Annotated in this window: 14 protein-coding genes; 13 read left to right on the top strand and 1 reads right to left on the bottom strand. The window is 39.6% G+C overall.

Annotated features, from left to right (window positions below):
* Positions 1–17 precede the first annotated feature (17 nt).
* From LJY09_RS20305 to spoVK, 11 genes are all read left to right on the top strand, one after another.
* Positions 18–1,775: a 2-oxoacid:acceptor oxidoreductase subunit alpha gene (locus LJY09_RS20305; RefSeq protein WP_013058800.1), complete on the top strand. Its 1,758-nt coding sequence runs from the start codon at positions 18–20 to the stop codon at positions 1,773–1,775.
* Positions 1,762–2,628, top strand: a complete 867-nt coding sequence (locus LJY09_RS20300; RefSeq protein ID WP_013058799.1) for a 2-oxoacid:ferredoxin oxidoreductase subunit beta — start codon at positions 1,762–1,764, stop codon at positions 2,626–2,628. Before LJY09_RS20305 ends, LJY09_RS20300 begins: the two co-directional genes overlap by 14 nt.
* A gap of 254 nt (positions 2,629–2,882) precedes the next feature.
* Complete coding sequence (gene miaB / locus LJY09_RS20295; protein ID WP_025601388.1) at positions 2,883–4,412, top strand: tRNA (N6-isopentenyl adenosine(37)-C2)-methylthiotransferase MiaB; 1,530 nt, start codon at positions 2,883–2,885, stop codon at positions 4,410–4,412.
* Position 4,413: 1 nt separating this feature from the next.
* The gene (locus LJY09_RS20290) at positions 4,414–4,845 is read left to right on the top strand and encodes a YlbF/YmcA family competence regulator (protein WP_013058797.1); all 432 of its coding nucleotides are present in this window, start codon (positions 4,414–4,416) and stop codon (positions 4,843–4,845) included.
* Positions 4,846–5,070: 225 nt separating this feature from the next.
* Positions 5,071–5,616 (top strand): outer spore coat protein CotE, encoded by a 546-nt coding sequence (locus LJY09_RS20285; RefSeq protein WP_013058796.1) that lies wholly within the window; start codon positions 5,071–5,073, stop codon positions 5,614–5,616.
* A gap of 176 nt (positions 5,617–5,792) precedes the next feature.
* The gene (locus LJY09_RS20280; protein WP_028411378.1) at positions 5,793–7,190 is read left to right on the top strand and encodes a branched-chain amino acid transporter BcaP; all 1,398 of its coding nucleotides are present in this window, start codon (positions 5,793–5,795) and stop codon (positions 7,188–7,190) included.
* 163 nt (positions 7,191–7,353) lie between these two features.
* On the top strand, positions 7,354–10,011 hold the full coding sequence (gene mutS / locus LJY09_RS20275) for a DNA mismatch repair protein MutS (protein WP_028411377.1): 2,658 nt from the start codon (positions 7,354–7,356) through the stop codon (positions 10,009–10,011).
* A gap of 18 nt (positions 10,012–10,029) precedes the next feature.
* Complete coding sequence (mutL, locus tag LJY09_RS20270; protein WP_028411376.1) at positions 10,030–11,907, top strand: DNA mismatch repair endonuclease MutL; 1,878 nt, start codon at positions 10,030–10,032, stop codon at positions 11,905–11,907.
* A gap of 100 nt (positions 11,908–12,007) precedes the next feature.
* On the top strand, positions 12,008–12,958 hold the full coding sequence (miaA, locus tag LJY09_RS20265; protein WP_098112974.1) for a tRNA (adenosine(37)-N6)-dimethylallyltransferase MiaA: 951 nt from the start codon (positions 12,008–12,010) through the stop codon (positions 12,956–12,958).
* A gap of 32 nt (positions 12,959–12,990) precedes the next feature.
* A complete protein-coding gene (gene hfq, locus LJY09_RS20260) occupies positions 12,991–13,215 on the top strand; it encodes an RNA chaperone Hfq (RefSeq protein WP_013058791.1) in 225 nt (74 codons plus the stop codon).
* Between the two features lie 205 nt (positions 13,216–13,420).
* Complete coding sequence (gene spoVK / locus LJY09_RS20255; protein ID WP_223546698.1) at positions 13,421–14,359, top strand: stage V sporulation protein K; 939 nt, start codon at positions 13,421–13,423, stop codon at positions 14,357–14,359.
* Between the two features lie 31 nt (positions 14,360–14,390).
* Here spoVK and LJY09_RS20250 read toward each other — a convergent pair whose 3' ends face one another.
* Positions 14,391–15,002, bottom strand: coding sequence for a trimeric intracellular cation channel family protein (locus LJY09_RS20250; protein ID WP_013058789.1), 612 nt, complete (start codon positions 15,000–15,002; stop codon positions 14,391–14,393).
* 277 nt (positions 15,003–15,279) lie between these two features.
* Between LJY09_RS20250 and hflX the strand changes: the two genes are divergently transcribed.
* Positions 15,280–16,542, top strand: a complete 1,263-nt coding sequence (hflX, locus tag LJY09_RS20245; RefSeq protein WP_016765352.1) for a GTPase HflX — start codon at positions 15,280–15,282, stop codon at positions 16,540–16,542.
* 14 nt (positions 16,543–16,556) lie between these two features.
* Positions 16,557–17,819 carry a methionine gamma-lyase family protein gene (locus tag LJY09_RS20240; RefSeq protein ID WP_028411374.1) on the top strand — a complete coding sequence of 421 codons (1,263 nt, stop codon included), beginning with the start codon at positions 16,557–16,559 and terminating at the stop codon, positions 17,817–17,819.
* Positions 17,820–17,894 lie beyond the last annotated feature (75 nt).

Raw genomic sequence — 17,894 nt, 5'->3', positions numbered from 1 at the left:
AGGAGTGGCGTTGATTTATGGTACAGCAACTTTCATGGAAAGTTGGCGGACAGCAGGGTGAGGGAATCGAAAGTACGGGAGAAATCTTTTCAACCGCTTTAAATCGATTAGGTTATTACTTATACGGCTATCGTCATTTTTCTTCTCGTATCAAAGGTGGACATACAAATAATAAGATCCGAGTGAGTACAACTCAGGTTCGATCTGTGTCAGATGATTTGGATATTTTAGTTGCGTTCGATCAGGAAACAATCGATGTAAACGTCCATGAGCTGCGCGTAGGAGGCGTTGTAATTGCAGATGCGAAATTCAACCCAAGTCTGCCCGAAACATGTACAACTGCTACGCTATACGCTGTTCCGTTTACAGAAATTGCAACGGAACTAGGAACGTCGCTAATGAAGAACATGGTTGCTGTAGGCGCTTCAAGTGCTGTGCTTCATATTGACACAGAAGTATTTGAAGAAGTAGTGCTTGAAATCTTCGGTAAAAAGGGCCAAAAAGTTGTACAAAAAAACATGGAAGCTATTAAAAAAGGTGCAGATTACATTCGTGAACAGCTAGGCGAACAATTAGAAACAATGAAACTAGATCCAGCGGATGGTAAAAAACGTATGTTTATGATTGGAAACGATGCGATTGCACTAGGTGCTTTAGCCGGTGGGGCTCGTTTTATGCCAGCATATCCAATTACCCCTGCTTCAGAAATCATGGAATACTTAATTAAAAAGCTTCCTCAATTCGGTGGAACTGTTATTCAAACAGAAGATGAAATCGCAGCATGTACGATGGCTATCGGAGCTAACTATGCAGGCGTACGTGCGCTGACAGCATCAGCTGGACCTGGTCTATCATTAATGATGGAGTCGATTGGATTAGCGGGCATCACTGAGCAGCCTGTTGTGATTATTGATACGCAGCGCGGCGGTCCAAGTACAGGGCTTCCAACTAAGCAAGAACAGTCTGACTTAATGGCTATGATTTACGGTACGCACGGTGAAATTCCGAAGATCGTCATGGCGCCAAGTACGGTTGAAGAAGCATTCTACGATACGATTGAAGCGTTTAACTTAGCAGAAGAATATCAGTGTCCAGTTATTATGCTAACGGATTTACAGCTTTCACTTGGGAAACAGTCGGTAGAACCGCTTGACTATAACCGCGTTGAAATCCGCCGCGGCAAGCTTCAGCAAGGAGAGCTAGAAGAGTTGGAAGAAAAACAATACTACAAGCGCTACCGCGTAACAGAAGACGGCGTATCACCACGCGTCATTCCAGGAATGAAGCATGGCATTCATCACGTAACGGGAGTAGAACATGATGAGACAGGAAAGCCATCTGAATCTCCGGTGAACCGCGATGATCAAATGAATAAGCGTCTTCGTAAAACAAAAGGAATTCGTTTTAATACGCCAATTCATGTTCACTCTCATGAAAAAGAGTCTGATATTTTATTTGTTGGATTTAATTCGACGCGTGGAGTTATTGAAGAGGCAATGGAACGTTTGGAACAGGACGGTATAAAAGTAAATCACGCTCACATTCGTTTAATTCATCCTTTCCCAGCTGACGAACTGCTTCCTTACGTGCAAGGAGCTAAAAAAGTAGTTGTCGTTGAAAACAATGCTACTGGACAGCTTGCTAATATTTTAAAAATGAATATCGCAAGTCATGATAAAATTCAAAGCGTATTGAAGTACGATGGAAATCCATTTCTTCCGCAAGAAGTATACGCAAAAAGTAAGGAGATGTTTGTGTTAAATGGCAACGTTTAAAGATTTTCGTAACAGTGTAAAACCTAACTGGTGTCCGGGGTGTGGAGATTTCTCCGTACAAGCAGCCATTCAACGCGCATCTGCTAACGTAGGTTTAGAACCTCATGAGCTTGCTGTTATTTCAGGTATTGGATGCTCTGGACGTATCTCTGGTTATATTAATTCATATGGTTTTCACGGTATTCACGGACGTGCGCTTCCAATCGCTCAAGGTGTAAAAATGGCTAATCGTGATTTAACCGTTATCGCATCTGGCGGTGATGGAGATGGGTTTGCTATCGGTATGGGACACACGGTACATGCGATTCGCCGAAACATCGATGTAACGTATATCGTAATGGATAACCAAATCTATGGTTTAACAAAAGGACAAACATCTCCTCGCAGTGAAGTAGGATTCAAGACAAAAAGTACGCCTGAAGGATCAATTGAGTCGTCTTTATCTGTCATGGAGCTGGCGTTAACTTCCGGGGCAACGTTTGTAGCGCAAAGCTTTTCAACGAATTTAAAAGAGTTAACAAGCTTAATTGAACAAGGCATTCAGCATAAAGGTTTTTCTTTAATTAACGTATTTAGCCCGTGCGTAACGTATAACAAAGTGAACACGTATGATTGGTTTAAAGAAAACCTAACTAGTCTTAGCACAATTGAAGGTTATGATGCAAACAATCGTATGCAAGCTATGCAGACGTTAATGGAGCATAATGGCTTAGTAACAGGGCTTATTTATCAAAATGCGCATCAGCCGTCGTATCAGCAGCTTGTTCACGGCTATAGTGAAGAGCCGCTGTCAAAAGCAGACTTAGGTATGACTGAGGAAAAATTTGATGAGCTAGTGGCTGAATTTATGTAAAAGAGGCTGCAATAAAAGCAGTTTAGTAGAGGGAAAATCCGAACGGTAAATTGAGATTCTTAATGGAGAATCCAGCTCGTTCGGATTTTTTCATAGTGATAGGTATAGAAAATAGGTATATGATTGTGTTCGCTACTTGAAAGTTATATACTATGTTAATGTGATGAGTTTTATGCATAAGCATAAGGCTGTCACATTTTTTTGCGATTTACAGGTGCAACGTGACAATTGTCATGGCGAAAGGAGATTTTTTTATGAACGAAAAACAACGTTTAGAAAGCAACCAAGTTAATCCAGCGGACAAAAAATCCGAAAAGGATTACAGCAAATATTTTCAAACAGTATACATGCCACCTTCTTTAAAAGATGCGAAAAAACGAGGAAAAGAAGAAGTTTCCTATCACAACGATTTTGCAATCGATGAACAGTTTCATGGAATGGGACAGGGACGTAAGTTTTATATCCGTACGTACGGCTGTCAAATGAATGAGCACGATACAGAAGTAATGGCTGGTATTTTTCTAGGCCTTGGCTACGAGCCGACTGACTCTGTTGAAGATGCTCATGTTATTTTATTGAATACGTGTGCGATCCGTGAAAATGCGGAAAATAAAGTGTTTGGTGAATTAGGACACTTGAAGGCCTTAAAGCGCGAGCGTCCTGAGCTATTAATCGGCGTCTGCGGATGTATGTCTCAAGAAGAGTCAGTTGTAAATAAAATTTTACAAAAACATCAGCACGTGGATATGATTTTTGGTACACATAACATTCACCGTTTGCCTCACATTTTGAACGAAGCATACTTAGCAAAAGAAATGGTGATTGAAGTATGGTCTAAAGAAGGGGACGTTATTGAAAACCTTCCAAGAGCACGTAAAGGCAGCGTCAAAGCATGGGTTAACATCATGTACGGCTGTGACAAGTTCTGTACGTACTGTATCGTTCCGTATACGCGAGGAAAAGAACGAAGCCGCCGTCCAGAAGATATTATCCAAGAAGTACGTCATTTAGCTGCTCAAGGCTACAAAGAAATTACGCTTCTAGGCCAAAACGTTAATGCATACGGAAAAGATTTTGAAGACATGACGTACGGCTTAGGCGACTTAATGGACGAAATCCGTAAAATTGACGTTGCTCGTATCCGTTTTACAACAAGTCATCCTCGTGACTTTGATGACCGTTTAATTGAAGTTCTTGCTAAAGGTGGAAATCTTGTCGATCACATTCACTTGCCTGTTCAATCAGGAAGCAGTGATATCTTAAAAATTATGGCACGAAAATATTCTCGTGAACATTATTTAGAGCTTGTTCGTAAAATTAAAGAAGCCATTCCAACGGCATCATTAACAACTGATATTATTGTTGGTTTCCCAAATGAAACGGATGAGCAGTTTGAAGAAACAATGTCGCTATATCGTGAGGTTGAATTTGATAGTGCTTATACGTTTATTTATTCACCTCGTGAAGGTACGCCGGCTGCTAAGATGCAAGACAACGTACCAATGGAAGTGAAAAAAGAGCGTCTTCAGCGTTTAAATGCTCTTGTAAATGAAATTTCTGCAAAGAAATTGAAGGAATATGAAGGTAAAGTTGTCGAAGTATTAGTAGAAGGTGAAAGTAAAAATAATCCGGAAGTATTAGCAGGCTACACGGAAAAAAGTAAGCTTGTAAACTTCAAAGCACCTAAGTCAGTGATTGGGCAACTTGTAAAAGTAAAAGTTACAAAAGCCAAAACATGGACATTAAACGGGGAAATGGTAGAAGAAACAGCAGAGGTGAAGTAATATGGCGCAGTATAACAAGAGTGACGTAATTAAACGTGCTCAAGAGCTGGCAAAAATGATCGCTGAAACGGAAGAAGTAGATTTCTTCAAGCGTGCCGAAGCTCAGCTTAACGAAAATCAAAAAGTGCGTGAAACCATTGCAAGCATTAAAAGTTTGCAAAAACAAGCTGTTAATTTCCAACATTATGGTAAGACAGAAGCGTTAAAACAAGTGGAGGCAAAAATCGATCGTTTACAGGAAGAGCTGGATGAACTGCCGATTATTCAGCAGTTTCAAGAGTCTCAAATAAACGTGAATGATTTGCTTCAACTTGTCGCTAACACTATTTCAAACACAGTAACAGATGAAATTATTGTGTCAACAGATGGTGATTTACTGCGCGGTGAAACAGGTTCACAGGTGCGAAACAGCCCTGGATCTAGCTGCTCATAAAGAAAAAATGCCTTAGCAAATTGCTGAGGCATTTTTTTGTGCATCACGTTGCACGAAAATTGGGCAGATTTTCTCTCTAATAATTGTCACGTTTTTCTATATCCTTGCATACAATGGAACATAGGTTTTTTATGCCTTAAACCTAGTTTCTTAAAAATAATGTGCAAACAAGTGAATGAGCCTGCATAGGATGAAATGAAGATAGTTTGAGGAGGGTATGCTCACATGTCACAACACTATAGAGAAATTATTACAAAAGCAGTCGTAGGTAAAGGTCGCAAGTTTACACAATCGTCTCATACGCTTGCACCGAAAAATCGACCAACAAGCATCTTAGGATGCTGGGTGATTAACCATGAGTACAAAGCAAAGAAAAGCGGCAGCAATGTAGAAGTTGACGGCAGATATGATATTAACATCTGGTATTCGTACAATAATAATACAAAAACCGAAGTTTGGACGGAAACCGTATCATACAAAGATAATATTAAGCTGCGCTATAAAGACGAAGATTCGATTGGAGACGATTACGAAGTAATTGTTCGCGTACTGCAGCAGCCAAATTGCCTAGAGTGCACAATTTCACCAAATGGCAATAAAACGATTGTTCAAGTAGAGAGAGAATTGTTGGCGGAAGTGATTGGCGAAACCAAGGTTTGTGTTGCAGTAAATCCGAAAGGCTGCGATGATGAAGACGAGTTTGATTTAGACGTAGATGACGATGAATTTGAAGATTTAGATCCTGATTTTATATTAGGAGACGATGAGTAACTAGGAAGAAGTTCTTCCTAGTTTTTTTATTTTTACTATTTTAAGAAAATTCTTATAAAAATAAAAAAATATATTGCTTTTTGTCGAATGCGCAGTGTATAGTAAATCTAAAGAAAATAATGCATTAATTTTCAGAAAATTTAGTTATATCAGATAAGTATTTTTGGGGGTTTACTATGAGCTTATTTCGTAAAAAATCAATTCAAACGTTAATTAGTGAAACCAACTCTAAAGGTGTTAAATTAAAAAAGGATTTAGGCGCTTTCGATTTAACGATGTTAGGAATTGGAGCCATTATCGGAACCGGAATTTTTGTATTAACGGGCGTAGCCGCCGCTGAACATGCCGGTCCAGCTTTAGTTATATCTTTCATTATGTCAGGACTTGCGTGTGTGTTTGCAGCTCTTTGTTATGCGGAGTTTGCCTCAACAGTTCCCGTTTCAGGAAGTGCATACACTTACAGTTATGCAACATTTGGTGAATTAATTGCTTGGATTTTAGGGTGGGATCTTATCTTGGAATACGGTCTTGCTTCTTCTGCTGTAGCGAGCGGATGGTCGGGGTATTTCCAAGGATTGTTAGCAGGGTTTGGCATACATTTTCCAAAAGCTTTAACAAGTGCATACAATCCTGCAAACGGCACGTACATTGATATTCCAGCAATTATAATTGTTTTCTTAATTACCTTGCTTTTAACACAAGGAGTAAAAAAATCTTCACGTTTTAATGCTATCATGGTTATTATTAAACTGGCTGTTGTACTTCTGTTTATCGGGGTAGGAGTTAGCTATGTTAAGCCAGAAAACTGGACGCCGTTTATGCCGTTTGGTTTCTCGGGAGTAGCGACAGGAGCAGCAACTGTATTCTTCGCCTACATTGGATTTGATGCTGTAGCAACAGCGGCCGAGGAAGTACGTAAGCCTCAGCGAGATATGCCAATTGGAATCATCGCATCTCTTGCGATTTGTACAGTCCTTTATATCGTCGTATCGCTTATCTTAACAGGAATCGTCCCTTATACTGAATTAAATGTTAAAAACCCTGTAGCATTTGCTTTAAGCTACATTAATCAAGACTGGGTAGCAGGATTTATTTCATTAGGTGCAATTGTTGGTATTACAACGGTATTACTCGTTATGATGTATGGACAAACTCGTTTATTTTATGCGATCAGTCGAGATGGTCTATTGCCGAAGCCTTTTTCAAAAATCAGTGAGAAAAAACAAACGCCAGTAGTAAATACGTGGATTACATGTTTACTAGTATCTATCTTCTCTGGTTTAGTACCATTAGGAAGATTAGCAGAGTTAACAAATATCGGTACTCTTTTTGCTTTCATGACTGTATCAATTGGAATTTTATATTTACGTAAATCAAAACAAACTTCAGAATCGACTGGTTTCCGCGTACCGTTCGTGCCGGTGATTCCAATTTTAGCTTTTGTGTTCTGTTTATACTTAGCACTTCAGCTTCCAAAGTTAACATGGATTAGTTTCGTAATTTGGCTTGTACTAGGGCTAGTGGTTTACTTCTTATACGGACGTAAGCATAGTCATTTGAACAGCAGTAAATAATGAAAAGCTTCGGACAAGCTTCTTCCTTCGTCCGAAGCTTTTTTATTTGTTTGATGAAAAGAAATTGAAGATTGTTCTATTTGAATAAATTAAGTTTAAGAAAGACTTATGTTATAATACGTGTAGCAAAAACGCACAACTAGATGTGGTATGGAGGAATAGTATGGCAGCGTATACGCCAATGATACAGCAATATTTGAGAATTAAGGCAGAGTATCAAGATGCCTTTTTATTTTTTAGATTAGGTGATTTTTATGAAATGTTCTTTGAAGATGCTACGACAGCTTCTCAAGAACTTGAAATAACATTAACAAGTCGAGACGGAGGAGGACAAGAGCGAATTCCGATGTGCGGGGTTCCGTATCACTCTGCTCCTACGTATATCGAGCGTTTAATTGAAAAGGGATTTAAAGTAGCTATTTGTGAGCAGGTAGAAGACCCTAAGCATGCAAAAGGTGTTGTAAAGCGAGAAGTGGTGCAGGTGATTTCACCCGGAACACTGATGAATGAACGCGGACTGCATGAAAAGGAAAATAACTATATTTGTTCTGTTACTGCGTTCGAGGATCAAACGTTTGGTCTTGCTCTTTCTGATTTGTCTACAGGAGAAAACAGCGTAACGCTTGTTAGTTCATTTCACGATATCGTCTCAGAGATTTATGCAAAAGAAGCAAAAGAAGTCGTTGTAAGCTCTGAGTTTCCTGCTGACTTATTACAAACACTAAAAGAGCGCATGACGATTACCATTTCTTATGAGAATAGTACAGATCAAGTAGAAGGACTAGATTATTTAGTAGAGTCGCTTCAGCAGCAAAAGCTTATTACAACGTTTGCGCGTATTCTTCAGTATTTAACTCGCACGCAGAAGCGTTCGCTTGAGCACTTACAGCCCGTGCAGTTTTATCAAATCAATGAATATATGAAAATTGATTTGTTCTCTAAGCGAAACCTAGAGTTAACCGAAACGATTCGTTCAAAAGGAAAGAAAGGCTCGCTTCTATGGCTATTAGACCAGACCGTTACGGCAATGGGCGGCCGTTTATTAAAAAATTGGATTGACCGTCCGCTTTTAAAACAAGCGGATATTGATAATCGTTTGAATATGGTAGATGTCTTAATGAAACAGTTTTTTGAACGAGAAGAACTGCGTGAGTTGTTAAAAGACGTATATGATTTAGAACGCTTAGCTGGTCGAGTAGCTTTTGGGAATGTAAATGCTCGTGATTTAATTCAATTAAAAAAATCATTGCAAAATGTGCCTCATATTCAAGAGGTTGTGAATCGTTTGAATCATCCTTATGCCACAAAGCTTGTTGAAGACATTGATCCTTGTGAGCGATTAGCTAATCTTCTTGAAAGAGGATTAAAAGAGCACCCTCCTTTGTCAATTAAAGAAGGAGACATTATTAATGACGGCTATCATGAACAGCTTGATCAATACCGAGATGCAAGCCGAAACGGAAAAACGTGGATTGCGTCACTTGAACAGCAAGAGCGTGAGAAAACAGGGATTCGCTCACTGAAAATTGGTTATAATCGCGTGTTCGGCTATTATATAGAAGTAACGCGGGCAAATCTGCATCTTTTGCCTGAAGGAATGTATGAACGAAAACAGACGTTAACCAATGCAGAACGTTTTATTACGCCTGAGCTGAAAGAAAAAGAAGCGCTGATTTTAGAAGCGGAAGAGAAAATTGTAGAGCTGGAATATGAATTGTTTTTACAAATTCGTGAAGAAGTAAAAGCATATATTCCAAGGCTGCAAGAACTTGCTAAAAAAGTAAGTGAGCTTGACGTACTGCAGTGCTTTGCAAAAATCAGTGAAGAACGTCATTACACTAAGCCTATTTTTTCAAGTGAAGACATTTCGATTCAAAATGGACGCCATCCAGTAGTAGAAAAAGTAATGAATTCGCAGGAATATGTGCCAAACGACTGTCAAATGACAGATGATAGTTCAATTTTACTGATTACAGGACCAAATATGTCTGGTAAAAGTACGTACATGCGTCAGGTCGCTTTAACGGCGATATTAGCTCAAATTGGCTGTTTTGTGCCAGCTGACGAAGCGGTTCTGCCGATTTTTGATCAAGTGTTTACACGTATCGGAGCAGCTGATGACTTAATTTCAGGTCAAAGTACGTTTATGGTCGAGATGCTAGAAACGAAGAATGCAGTGACAAATGCCACTCAGTCGAGTCTGATCCTGTTAGATGAAATTGGACGGGGCACGTCTACGTATGACGGAATGGCTCTTGCTCAAGCAATTATTGAATACGTTCATGAACATATTGGCTGTAAGACACTATTTTCTACTCATTATCATGAATTAACCGTACTCGATGAGTCGCTTCCTGCGCTTAAAAATGTTCATGTAAGCGCGGTTGAAAAAAATGGGAAAGTCGTCTTTTTACACAAAATCAAAGATGGTGCCGCAGATAAAAGCTATGGTATTCACGTAGCGGAACTAGCAGAACTTCCAGATCCGCTTCTGGAGAGAGCTCGCGTCATCTTACACGATTTAGAACAATTTTCTGAGCGTGAACCTGTACGTCAGGCTCCAAAAAGAGAAGAGATAACACAACAAGTTCCACAAGAAGGTGCTTCTTTGGTTCAAGAAGAACGTGCAGATCGTAAAAAAGCAGATGAAGCCAATCAGCTTTCGTTCTTTGAAATAGAAGAGAAAAAAGAAAAGCCTGCGCTTTCAAAACGTGAAAAAGCAATTATCGATCGTTTAAAAGAGCTCGATATTTTAGAAATGACGCCTTTAGACGCAATGAATGCGATGTATGAACTGCAAAAATCATTAAAAAAGAAATAGATTGAGAGGAGTGAGTCTGTGGGTAAAATTGTGCAGCTTTCAGACGAACTTTCAAATAAAATTGCTGCCGGAGAGGTTGTTGAACGACCTGCTTCGGTGGTGAAAGAACTAGTCGAAAATGCTATTGATGCAAACAGTACAGTTATTGAAATTGAACTAGAAGAAGCTGGGCTTTCAAAAATTCGTATATTGGATAATGGAGACGGCATTGCTTCTGAAGACTGCTTGACCGCTTTTAAAAGACATGCGACAAGTAAAATCAAAACAGAACAAGATTTATTTCGAATTCGAACGTTAGGATTTCGCGGTGAAGCTTTGCCAAGTATTGCTTCGGTTTCAATGCTTGAACTCAAAACGAGTACGGGAGAAGAAGCCGGCACTCACCTTAAACTTAGAGGCGGAGAAATCGTTCATCACGAATTAACGTCAAGCCGAAAAGGTACCGAACTTGTTATTGAAAACCTATTTTTTAACACACCTGCACGTTTAAAATATATGAAGACGGTAAACACGGAGCTTGGTAACGTAACGGATGTCGTCAATCGCCTTGCGATGTCTCATCCTGAAGTTTCAATTCGGCTGATGCATCAAGGAAGACAGCTTCTGTATACGAACGGAAGCGGAGATGTGCGCCAAGTGCTTGCAGCTATTTATGGAATGGCAGTCGCCAAAAAAATGATTCCGATTAACGTTCAGTCTCTTGATTATGAAGTGAATGGTTACGTTGCCCTTCCTGAAATTACACGAGCTTCTCGCAACTATATGTCCACCATTATTAACGGTCGTTTTGTTAAAAACTACGGGTTGTTAAAAGCGGTACAGCAGGGCTATCATACCCTTTTACCTATCGGCCGTTTTCCAATCGTGTTTTTAACCATTACAATGGACCCTTTGTTAGTGGACGTGAATGTTCATCCAGCGAAACTAGAAGTGCGTTTAAGTAAAGAAGCGGAGCTGTTTGAGCTTATTGAACAAGGAGTAAAAGCTGCTTTTAAAAAGCAGCAGTTAATTCCGGATGCTGTAGTACCAACCAAGTCAAAATCAGCTGTGCAGCCAACTGAGCAGCAGACCTTTACATTTGATCATCAGTCTAAACCGTCTGGCTATCAGCCGTCTGATACGGTTCGCGAGCCTAGCTTTAAGGAGACTACCGCTCGTGTAGACGAGATCATGCCGCCTGTTAAAACAGAGGTCATACGTCAAGATGAAGAACTTGAGCCAACGTTTCGAGAAATAGAACACTATGAAGAATCGGTGGAAGAAAACGCACCTATTCCAGAACCAAACCGTTCAGCCAAAGAACAGCCAGAACCGCGTGTTCCTGCGATGTACCCAATTGGACAAATGCACGGAACGTATATTTTGGCACAAAATGAAAAAGGATTATTTATTATTGATCAGCACGCGGCGCAGGAGAGAATTAAGTACGAATATTTTAAGCGAAAGCTTGGAGAAGTAGATTCAGAAGTTCAAGAACTGCTTATGCCGCTTACGCTAGAGTTCTCGGGAAATGAAGCCTTGATTTTAGAAGAATACAAAGACATGCTTGCTGAAGTAGGAGTCTTTTTAGAACCGTTTGGACAAAACTCCTATATCGTTCGTTCACATCCGCAGTGGTTTCCAAAAGGAGAGGAACAGGAAACCATTGAAGAAATGATTCAGCAAATCTTTACGATGAAACGAGTCAATATCGAGAAGTTACGAGAAGAAGCGGCTATTATGATGAGCTGTAAAGGATCGATTAAAGCGAATCATCATTTGCGAAACGATGAGATTTTTGCTTTACTTGAAACGTTAAGAAAAACAACGGATCCATTTACGTGTCCGCACGGACGACCAATTATTATTCATCATTCGACGTATGAAATGGAAAAAATGTTTAAGCGAGTGATGTAAGCAATGCGGCTAGCTGCAGCTAGCCGTTTTGTTGAATAAATCATGACCATTTGGATAAAATGGAATGATGTGAATGCCTATAGATGAAAGTAGTGTTGTTATGACGGGAGAGAAACCAAAACTTATTGTCATTATTGGACCAACTGCGGTTGGTAAAACAAAATTAAGCATTGAACTTGCCAAACAGTTAGACGGAGAAATTATTTCAGGTGATTCGATGCAAATTTATAAAGGGATGGATATCGGAACAGCAAAGGTGTCAGAAGAAGAGATGCAGGGTGTTCCCCATTACCTGATCGATATTAAGGAGCCGGATGAATCGTTTTCTGTGGCAGAATTTCAAGAGATTGTAAGAAAACAAATCGATGATATTCATGCTAAAGGAAAAATGCCGATGATTGTTGGAGGGACGGGTCTTTATATTCAATCCGTTATTTATGATTATCAGTTCACAGAAACGCCTAGTGATGAAAAAGTTCGTGAACGAATGGAAGTATTTATTAAAGCTCATGGCATTGATCCCCTGTATGAGAAGCTCAAAGAAATTGACCCAGACAGTGCGGCTGCTATTCATAAAAATAACCATCGCCGTGTAATTCGAGCGCTTGAAGTTTATGAAGTAACCGGCAAAAAATTCAGTGACTATACAAAAGAACAGTCGCAAGAGTTATTATACGATGTAACCATTATTGGACTTACAATGGATCGAGACGTATTATATGAGAGAATTAATCACCGAGTCGATATGATGATGCAGGCTGGACTGCTTGAGGAAGTCAAATCATTGTACGAAAGTGGTCTGCATGATGTACAATCAATTCAAGCTATCGGCTACAAAGAGCTTTATGCTTATTTTGAGGGACGCTGTACGCTCGAAGAAGCCGTTGAACAGTTGAAACAAAATTCACGCAGATATGCAAAGCGTCAGTTAACATGGTTTCGAAATAAAATGCCTGTAAAATGGATAGAGATGGAAGTTGACAAATTTCCCGAAAAGTTTGCTGAAATTTTTACATATATTGCAGGAAAGCTGAAGAAAGAAGCGAATTAAGTAAACAGATAGAGAAACGAGGAGGCCGAATAATGAAACAATCAGTTAATATTCAAGATCAATTTTTAAATCAATTACGTAAAGAAAATATCTATGTGACGGTATTTCTTTTAAATGGTTTTCAATTAAGAGGACTAATTAAAGGATTTGATAATTTTACTGTGCTAATTGAATCTGAAGGAAAACAGCAGCTGATTTATAAACATGCGATTTCGACATTTGTACCAAATAAAAATATTACAGTAGAACTTGAATAGAGATTAAAGAGAAGCATCCGCATATTCGGATGCTTTTTTTATGTAAATAAAGGCTTAGAAAAGTTTCTTAACATTGTTTTTACTCATTGAACATAAACCTTATAATAGACGATTATTTCTTCGGTAATAAGAGATCATTGTCTTCGTATCGTTCATCGCATGCAGCTATGCGATACAGAGAAGTGGGATGAAACGAGAGGTGAACATGGTGGAACAGCCGATAACTCTTAAAAATAATGGGCAAATTAATATCATTTTAAATAATGAAACAAAAAAGGAAAAATCGTATACGACATCAATTCCGCGTCCTGCCAAAAAAGCTGTGATAAATCATGAGCCGCTTCGGGAAATTGAACGAGAAATGAGCGGACTGGTTGGAATGGAAGAATTGAAAAAAATGATAAAAGAAATATATGCGTGGCTATATATTAACAAAAAAAGAGAGGAACAGGGCTTAAAAGCGGGAAAGCAGGCGCTGCATATGATGTTTAAAGGAAATCCAGGAACAGGGAAAACGACGGTAGCCCGCCTGCTGGGTAAATTATTTTTGAATATGAACATCTTGTCTAAAGGACATTTAATTGAAGCAGAGCGTGCAGATTTAGTTGGAGAATACATTGGTCATACCGCTCAGAAAACGAGAGATCTTGTAAAAAAAGCGCTTGGAGGTATTTTATTTATCGATGAGGCTTATTCTCTTGCAAGAGGGGGAGAAAAAGATTTTGGAAAAGAAGCGATTGATACATTGGTCAAACATATGGAAGATTCAAATGATAAGTTTGTATTGATTTTAGCTGGTTATCCAAGAGAAATGGAAAATTTCTTAAGTCTTAATCCAGGACTGCGCTCTAGGTTTCCGTTTATTTTTGATTTTCCGGATTATGATGTTAATGAACTGATGGACATTGCGGGTCACATGATGAATGACAGGCAGTATCAGTTTAGTACAGAGGCCTATAAAAAGCTAAAAGATCATTTTATGGACGTGAAGTACAATCAGACGCCTAGGGATTTTAGTAACGGTCGATATGTGCGAAACATTATTGAACGTTCCATACGTACTCAATCCATGAGGCTTTTAGAAGAAGAAAGCTTTGAACGTAACGAGCTTTTAACTTTAACGTCAAGCGATATTCAGCTGTGAAAAAAAGCCTTTCGTCATGAAAGGCTTTTTTCTACATATTTGGTTGTCGAATCGTTTTAATCGGCAGGCGCCATTTGTAAATGTATGAACACATCCGAAGGCCTACAAGCAAGATAAATAACGTATAAAGTTCTACAGGCGTGTTTGTAATATGGAGCCCTACGCTAAATCCTGCGATAATCGCCCATACGGCATAAATTTCATCTTTAAGAACAGTAGGCTTTCGGCGTGCTAATAAATCTCGGATAATCCCCCCGCCGCTTCCTGTTAAGACCGCAGCTACAATAACCGCGCTAAGCGGATGGTTCATATGAGTGGCATAAAGCGCTCCTTGAATCGCGAATGCTGCAAGGCCAATGGCGTCCGAAAAATTTCCCCATCGCTTCCAATGTTTTAAGATATTGTTTGGAAATAAAAAAGTGGCAGTGATAGATAATAAAGCAATTTGAAAAAAGAGTCCTTGTTCCCAAAGGGCAGACACCGGTACACCGATAAGCAGGTTTCGAATGGCTCCTCCGCCAAAAGCCGTTACGATTCCGAGTATGTAAACGCCTAAAATATCATATTCCTCTTCCATCGCAATGAAAGCTCCGCTGATTGCAAAAGCAATCGTTCCAATAATGCTAAGTACGTCCCAAGTCATGATGCTATCCCCTTTATTCTGTTTTCACCAAGTAGCGACTATTATTTTAAAATCAGGCAGCCTGATTCAAATTTCGATAAGTAAACCAATTCAAATTGTATACAGAATTTCGTGATATTTCAATGTTTTTTTAATCATCGTTTTATAGATTTTAAAAAGGGTGTTAAACTAGTAAAAGACAATGTATTCTGTCTCTTTTGCAAAGATGGAGAAATGGAGATTTTTTTGATATGATATGAATGATTTGTCAATTTAATAGTAAGGGAAGGAAAAATCTTTGACAGCAGAAATGAATACTGAACTTGAACGCGTAATTTTAGTCGGATGTCAGCTTCATGACGATGACGAACGTTTTGAATATTCAATGGATGAGCTAGCATCTTTAACTGAGACTGCAAAAGGCGAAGTGCTGGTAAGGTTAACGCAAAAGCGCGATCGCATTCATCCAGCTACTTATATTGGAAAAGGGAAAGTAGAAGAACTTGTGGCTCTTGAAGAAGAGTTAGAGCCTGATTTAATTGTATTTAATGATGAATTGTCACCGAGTCAAATCCGCAATTTGTCAGCAGGGTTATCTGCGCGTGTTATTGACCGCACGCAGCTGATTTTGGATATCTTCGCACAGCGTGCTCAAACGCGAGAAGGAAAAATGCAGGTGGAACTTGCTCAATTAAATTATCTGCTGCCTAGGTTAGTAGGACAAGGTACCGCTTTGTCGCGTCTTGGAGGCGGAATTGGAACAAGAGGTCCTGGTGAAACGAAACTTGAAAGTGACCGCAGACATATTCGCCGTAAAATTGATGAAATTAAGCGTCAGTTAAAGACAGTGGTAAGTCACCGCGAACGTTATCGAGAAAGACGTAAGCGTAATCATGTCTATCAAATTGCAATTGTGGGCTATACGAACGCTGGTAAATCGACGATCTTTAACCGCTTAACAGAAGCTGGTATTTTTGAAGAAAATCAGCTGTTTGCAACTCTTGATCCAACGACAAGACAGTATACGCTTCCGTCAGGATTAACGGCGCTGTTAACGGATACGGTTGGATTTATTCAAGATCTTCCAACAACGTTAGTAGCCGCGTTCCGTTCAACACTTGAAGAAGTAACCGAAGCTGACCTTGTTCTGCACGTGGTAGATTCATCTAATCCAGATTACAACAACCACGAAAAAACAGTGCATCGCTTACTAGAAGAGCTGAACGTAACGGACATTCCGATGCTAACAGTTTACAATAAAGAAGATATGCAGCATGAACTATTTGTCCCATCCGCTTCAACATCGTTATCAATGAGCGCTTTTAAAGCTACGGATTTAGTGAAGCTTGGGGAAAGAATTCAAGAAGAAATGAAAAAAGAAATGGCGTTTTTTCATGTGCTGCTGCCGGCTTATGAAGGAAAAATGCTCGCTGAACTAAAAACGGTCTCTATTCTTGAGTCGTTAAAGTTCAATGAAGAAACTGAGAAGTATCAGTGCAAAGGGTATATTGCAAAAGAGCATCCCCTTTACAAAAAGCTACAAACGCTTGAAGAAAGTTGAGGAACAAAGAAATGATGTTTGATCAGTTAAAAAACGGGGCACGCATTCGGGAACTTGCTGCAAAAGTAGAAAAGCAGATTAAGCCCGTACATGAGAAAATTGACGAGCGTATTGAAGCAAATCAATTTCGAGTGCTGCAAAGCTTTCAGCAAAACCGAGTGAGTGATTCACATTTTAATCCGACAACGGGGTATGGCTACGACGATCTAGGCCGCGATACGTTGGAGAAAGTATATGCGGACGTTTTTGGAACAGAAGCATGTCTAGTGCGTCCGCAAATTATTTCAGGCACGCATGCAATCGGCATTTCGCTGTTTGGTGTACTGCGTCCTGGAGATGAACTATTATATATAACCGGAAAGCCTTATGACACGCTTGAAGAAATCGTTGGCATACGAGGAAGCGGTGTAGGTTCTTTAAAAGAATATAACATTAGCTATAAATCAGTAGATTTAACTGAGGAAGGTCAAGTGGATTTTGAAGAAGTGAAAGCGTCTATTCATGAGCATACAAAGATGATAGGCATTCAGCGTTCAAAAGGGTACGGCATTCGTCCTTCTTTTACAGTCGCTCAAATAAAAGAAATGATTTCGTTTGTAAAGAGCATTAAGCCTGACGTTGTTGTATTTGTTGACAACTGCTACGGTGAATTTGTAGAAACAATCGAGCCAACGCATGTAGGAGCAGATTTGATGGCGGGGTCGCTTATTAAGAACCCTGGTGGAGGTCTCGCTAAAATCGGTGGCTATATTGCAGGACGAAAAGACCTAGTGGAAGCTTGTTCATACCGAATGACAACTCCTGGAATCGGTGCAGAAGCTGGAGCGACGCTGTATAGCTTGCAAGAAATGTATCAAGGGTTCTTCTTGGCGCCGCACGTAGTAGGTCAAGCCTTAAAAGGAGCGGTTTTCTCATCCGCTATGTTTGAAGAGCTTGGTATGCAAAGTGAACCGAAGTGGGACAGTGAACGAACAGATTTAATTCAATCCGTTCAGTTTGATGACCCCGATAAAATGGTGGCTTTTTGTCAGGCAATTCAATTCGCTTCGCCAATTAATTCACACGTAACGGCGTATCCTGCTTATATGCCAGGGTATGAAGATGATGTGATTATGGCAGCAGGAACGTTTATACAAGGAGCGAGCCTCGAGCTTACGGCAGATGGTCCTATCAGGCCGCCTTATGTCGCTTACGTGCAGGGCGGATTAACGTATGCTCATGTAAAAGTAGCAATATGCATGGCGGTAGATCAATTACTGACAAAAGAACTTTTATAAGATAGAAAGATTATTTCTCCCCGTTAAGAAGGAAAAAGATAAGCTATAAAAATAAACGAAGTGCTATTTATTTGT

The sequence above is a fragment of the Priestia sp. J2 genome (assembly GCF_020790095.1).
Classification (GTDB): Bacteria; Bacillota; Bacilli; order Bacillales; family Bacillaceae_H; genus Priestia; species Priestia zanthoxyli.
The sequence above is the reverse complement of the archived record's forward strand: the minus strand, read 5'-3'. Positions and strand labels throughout refer to the sequence as shown.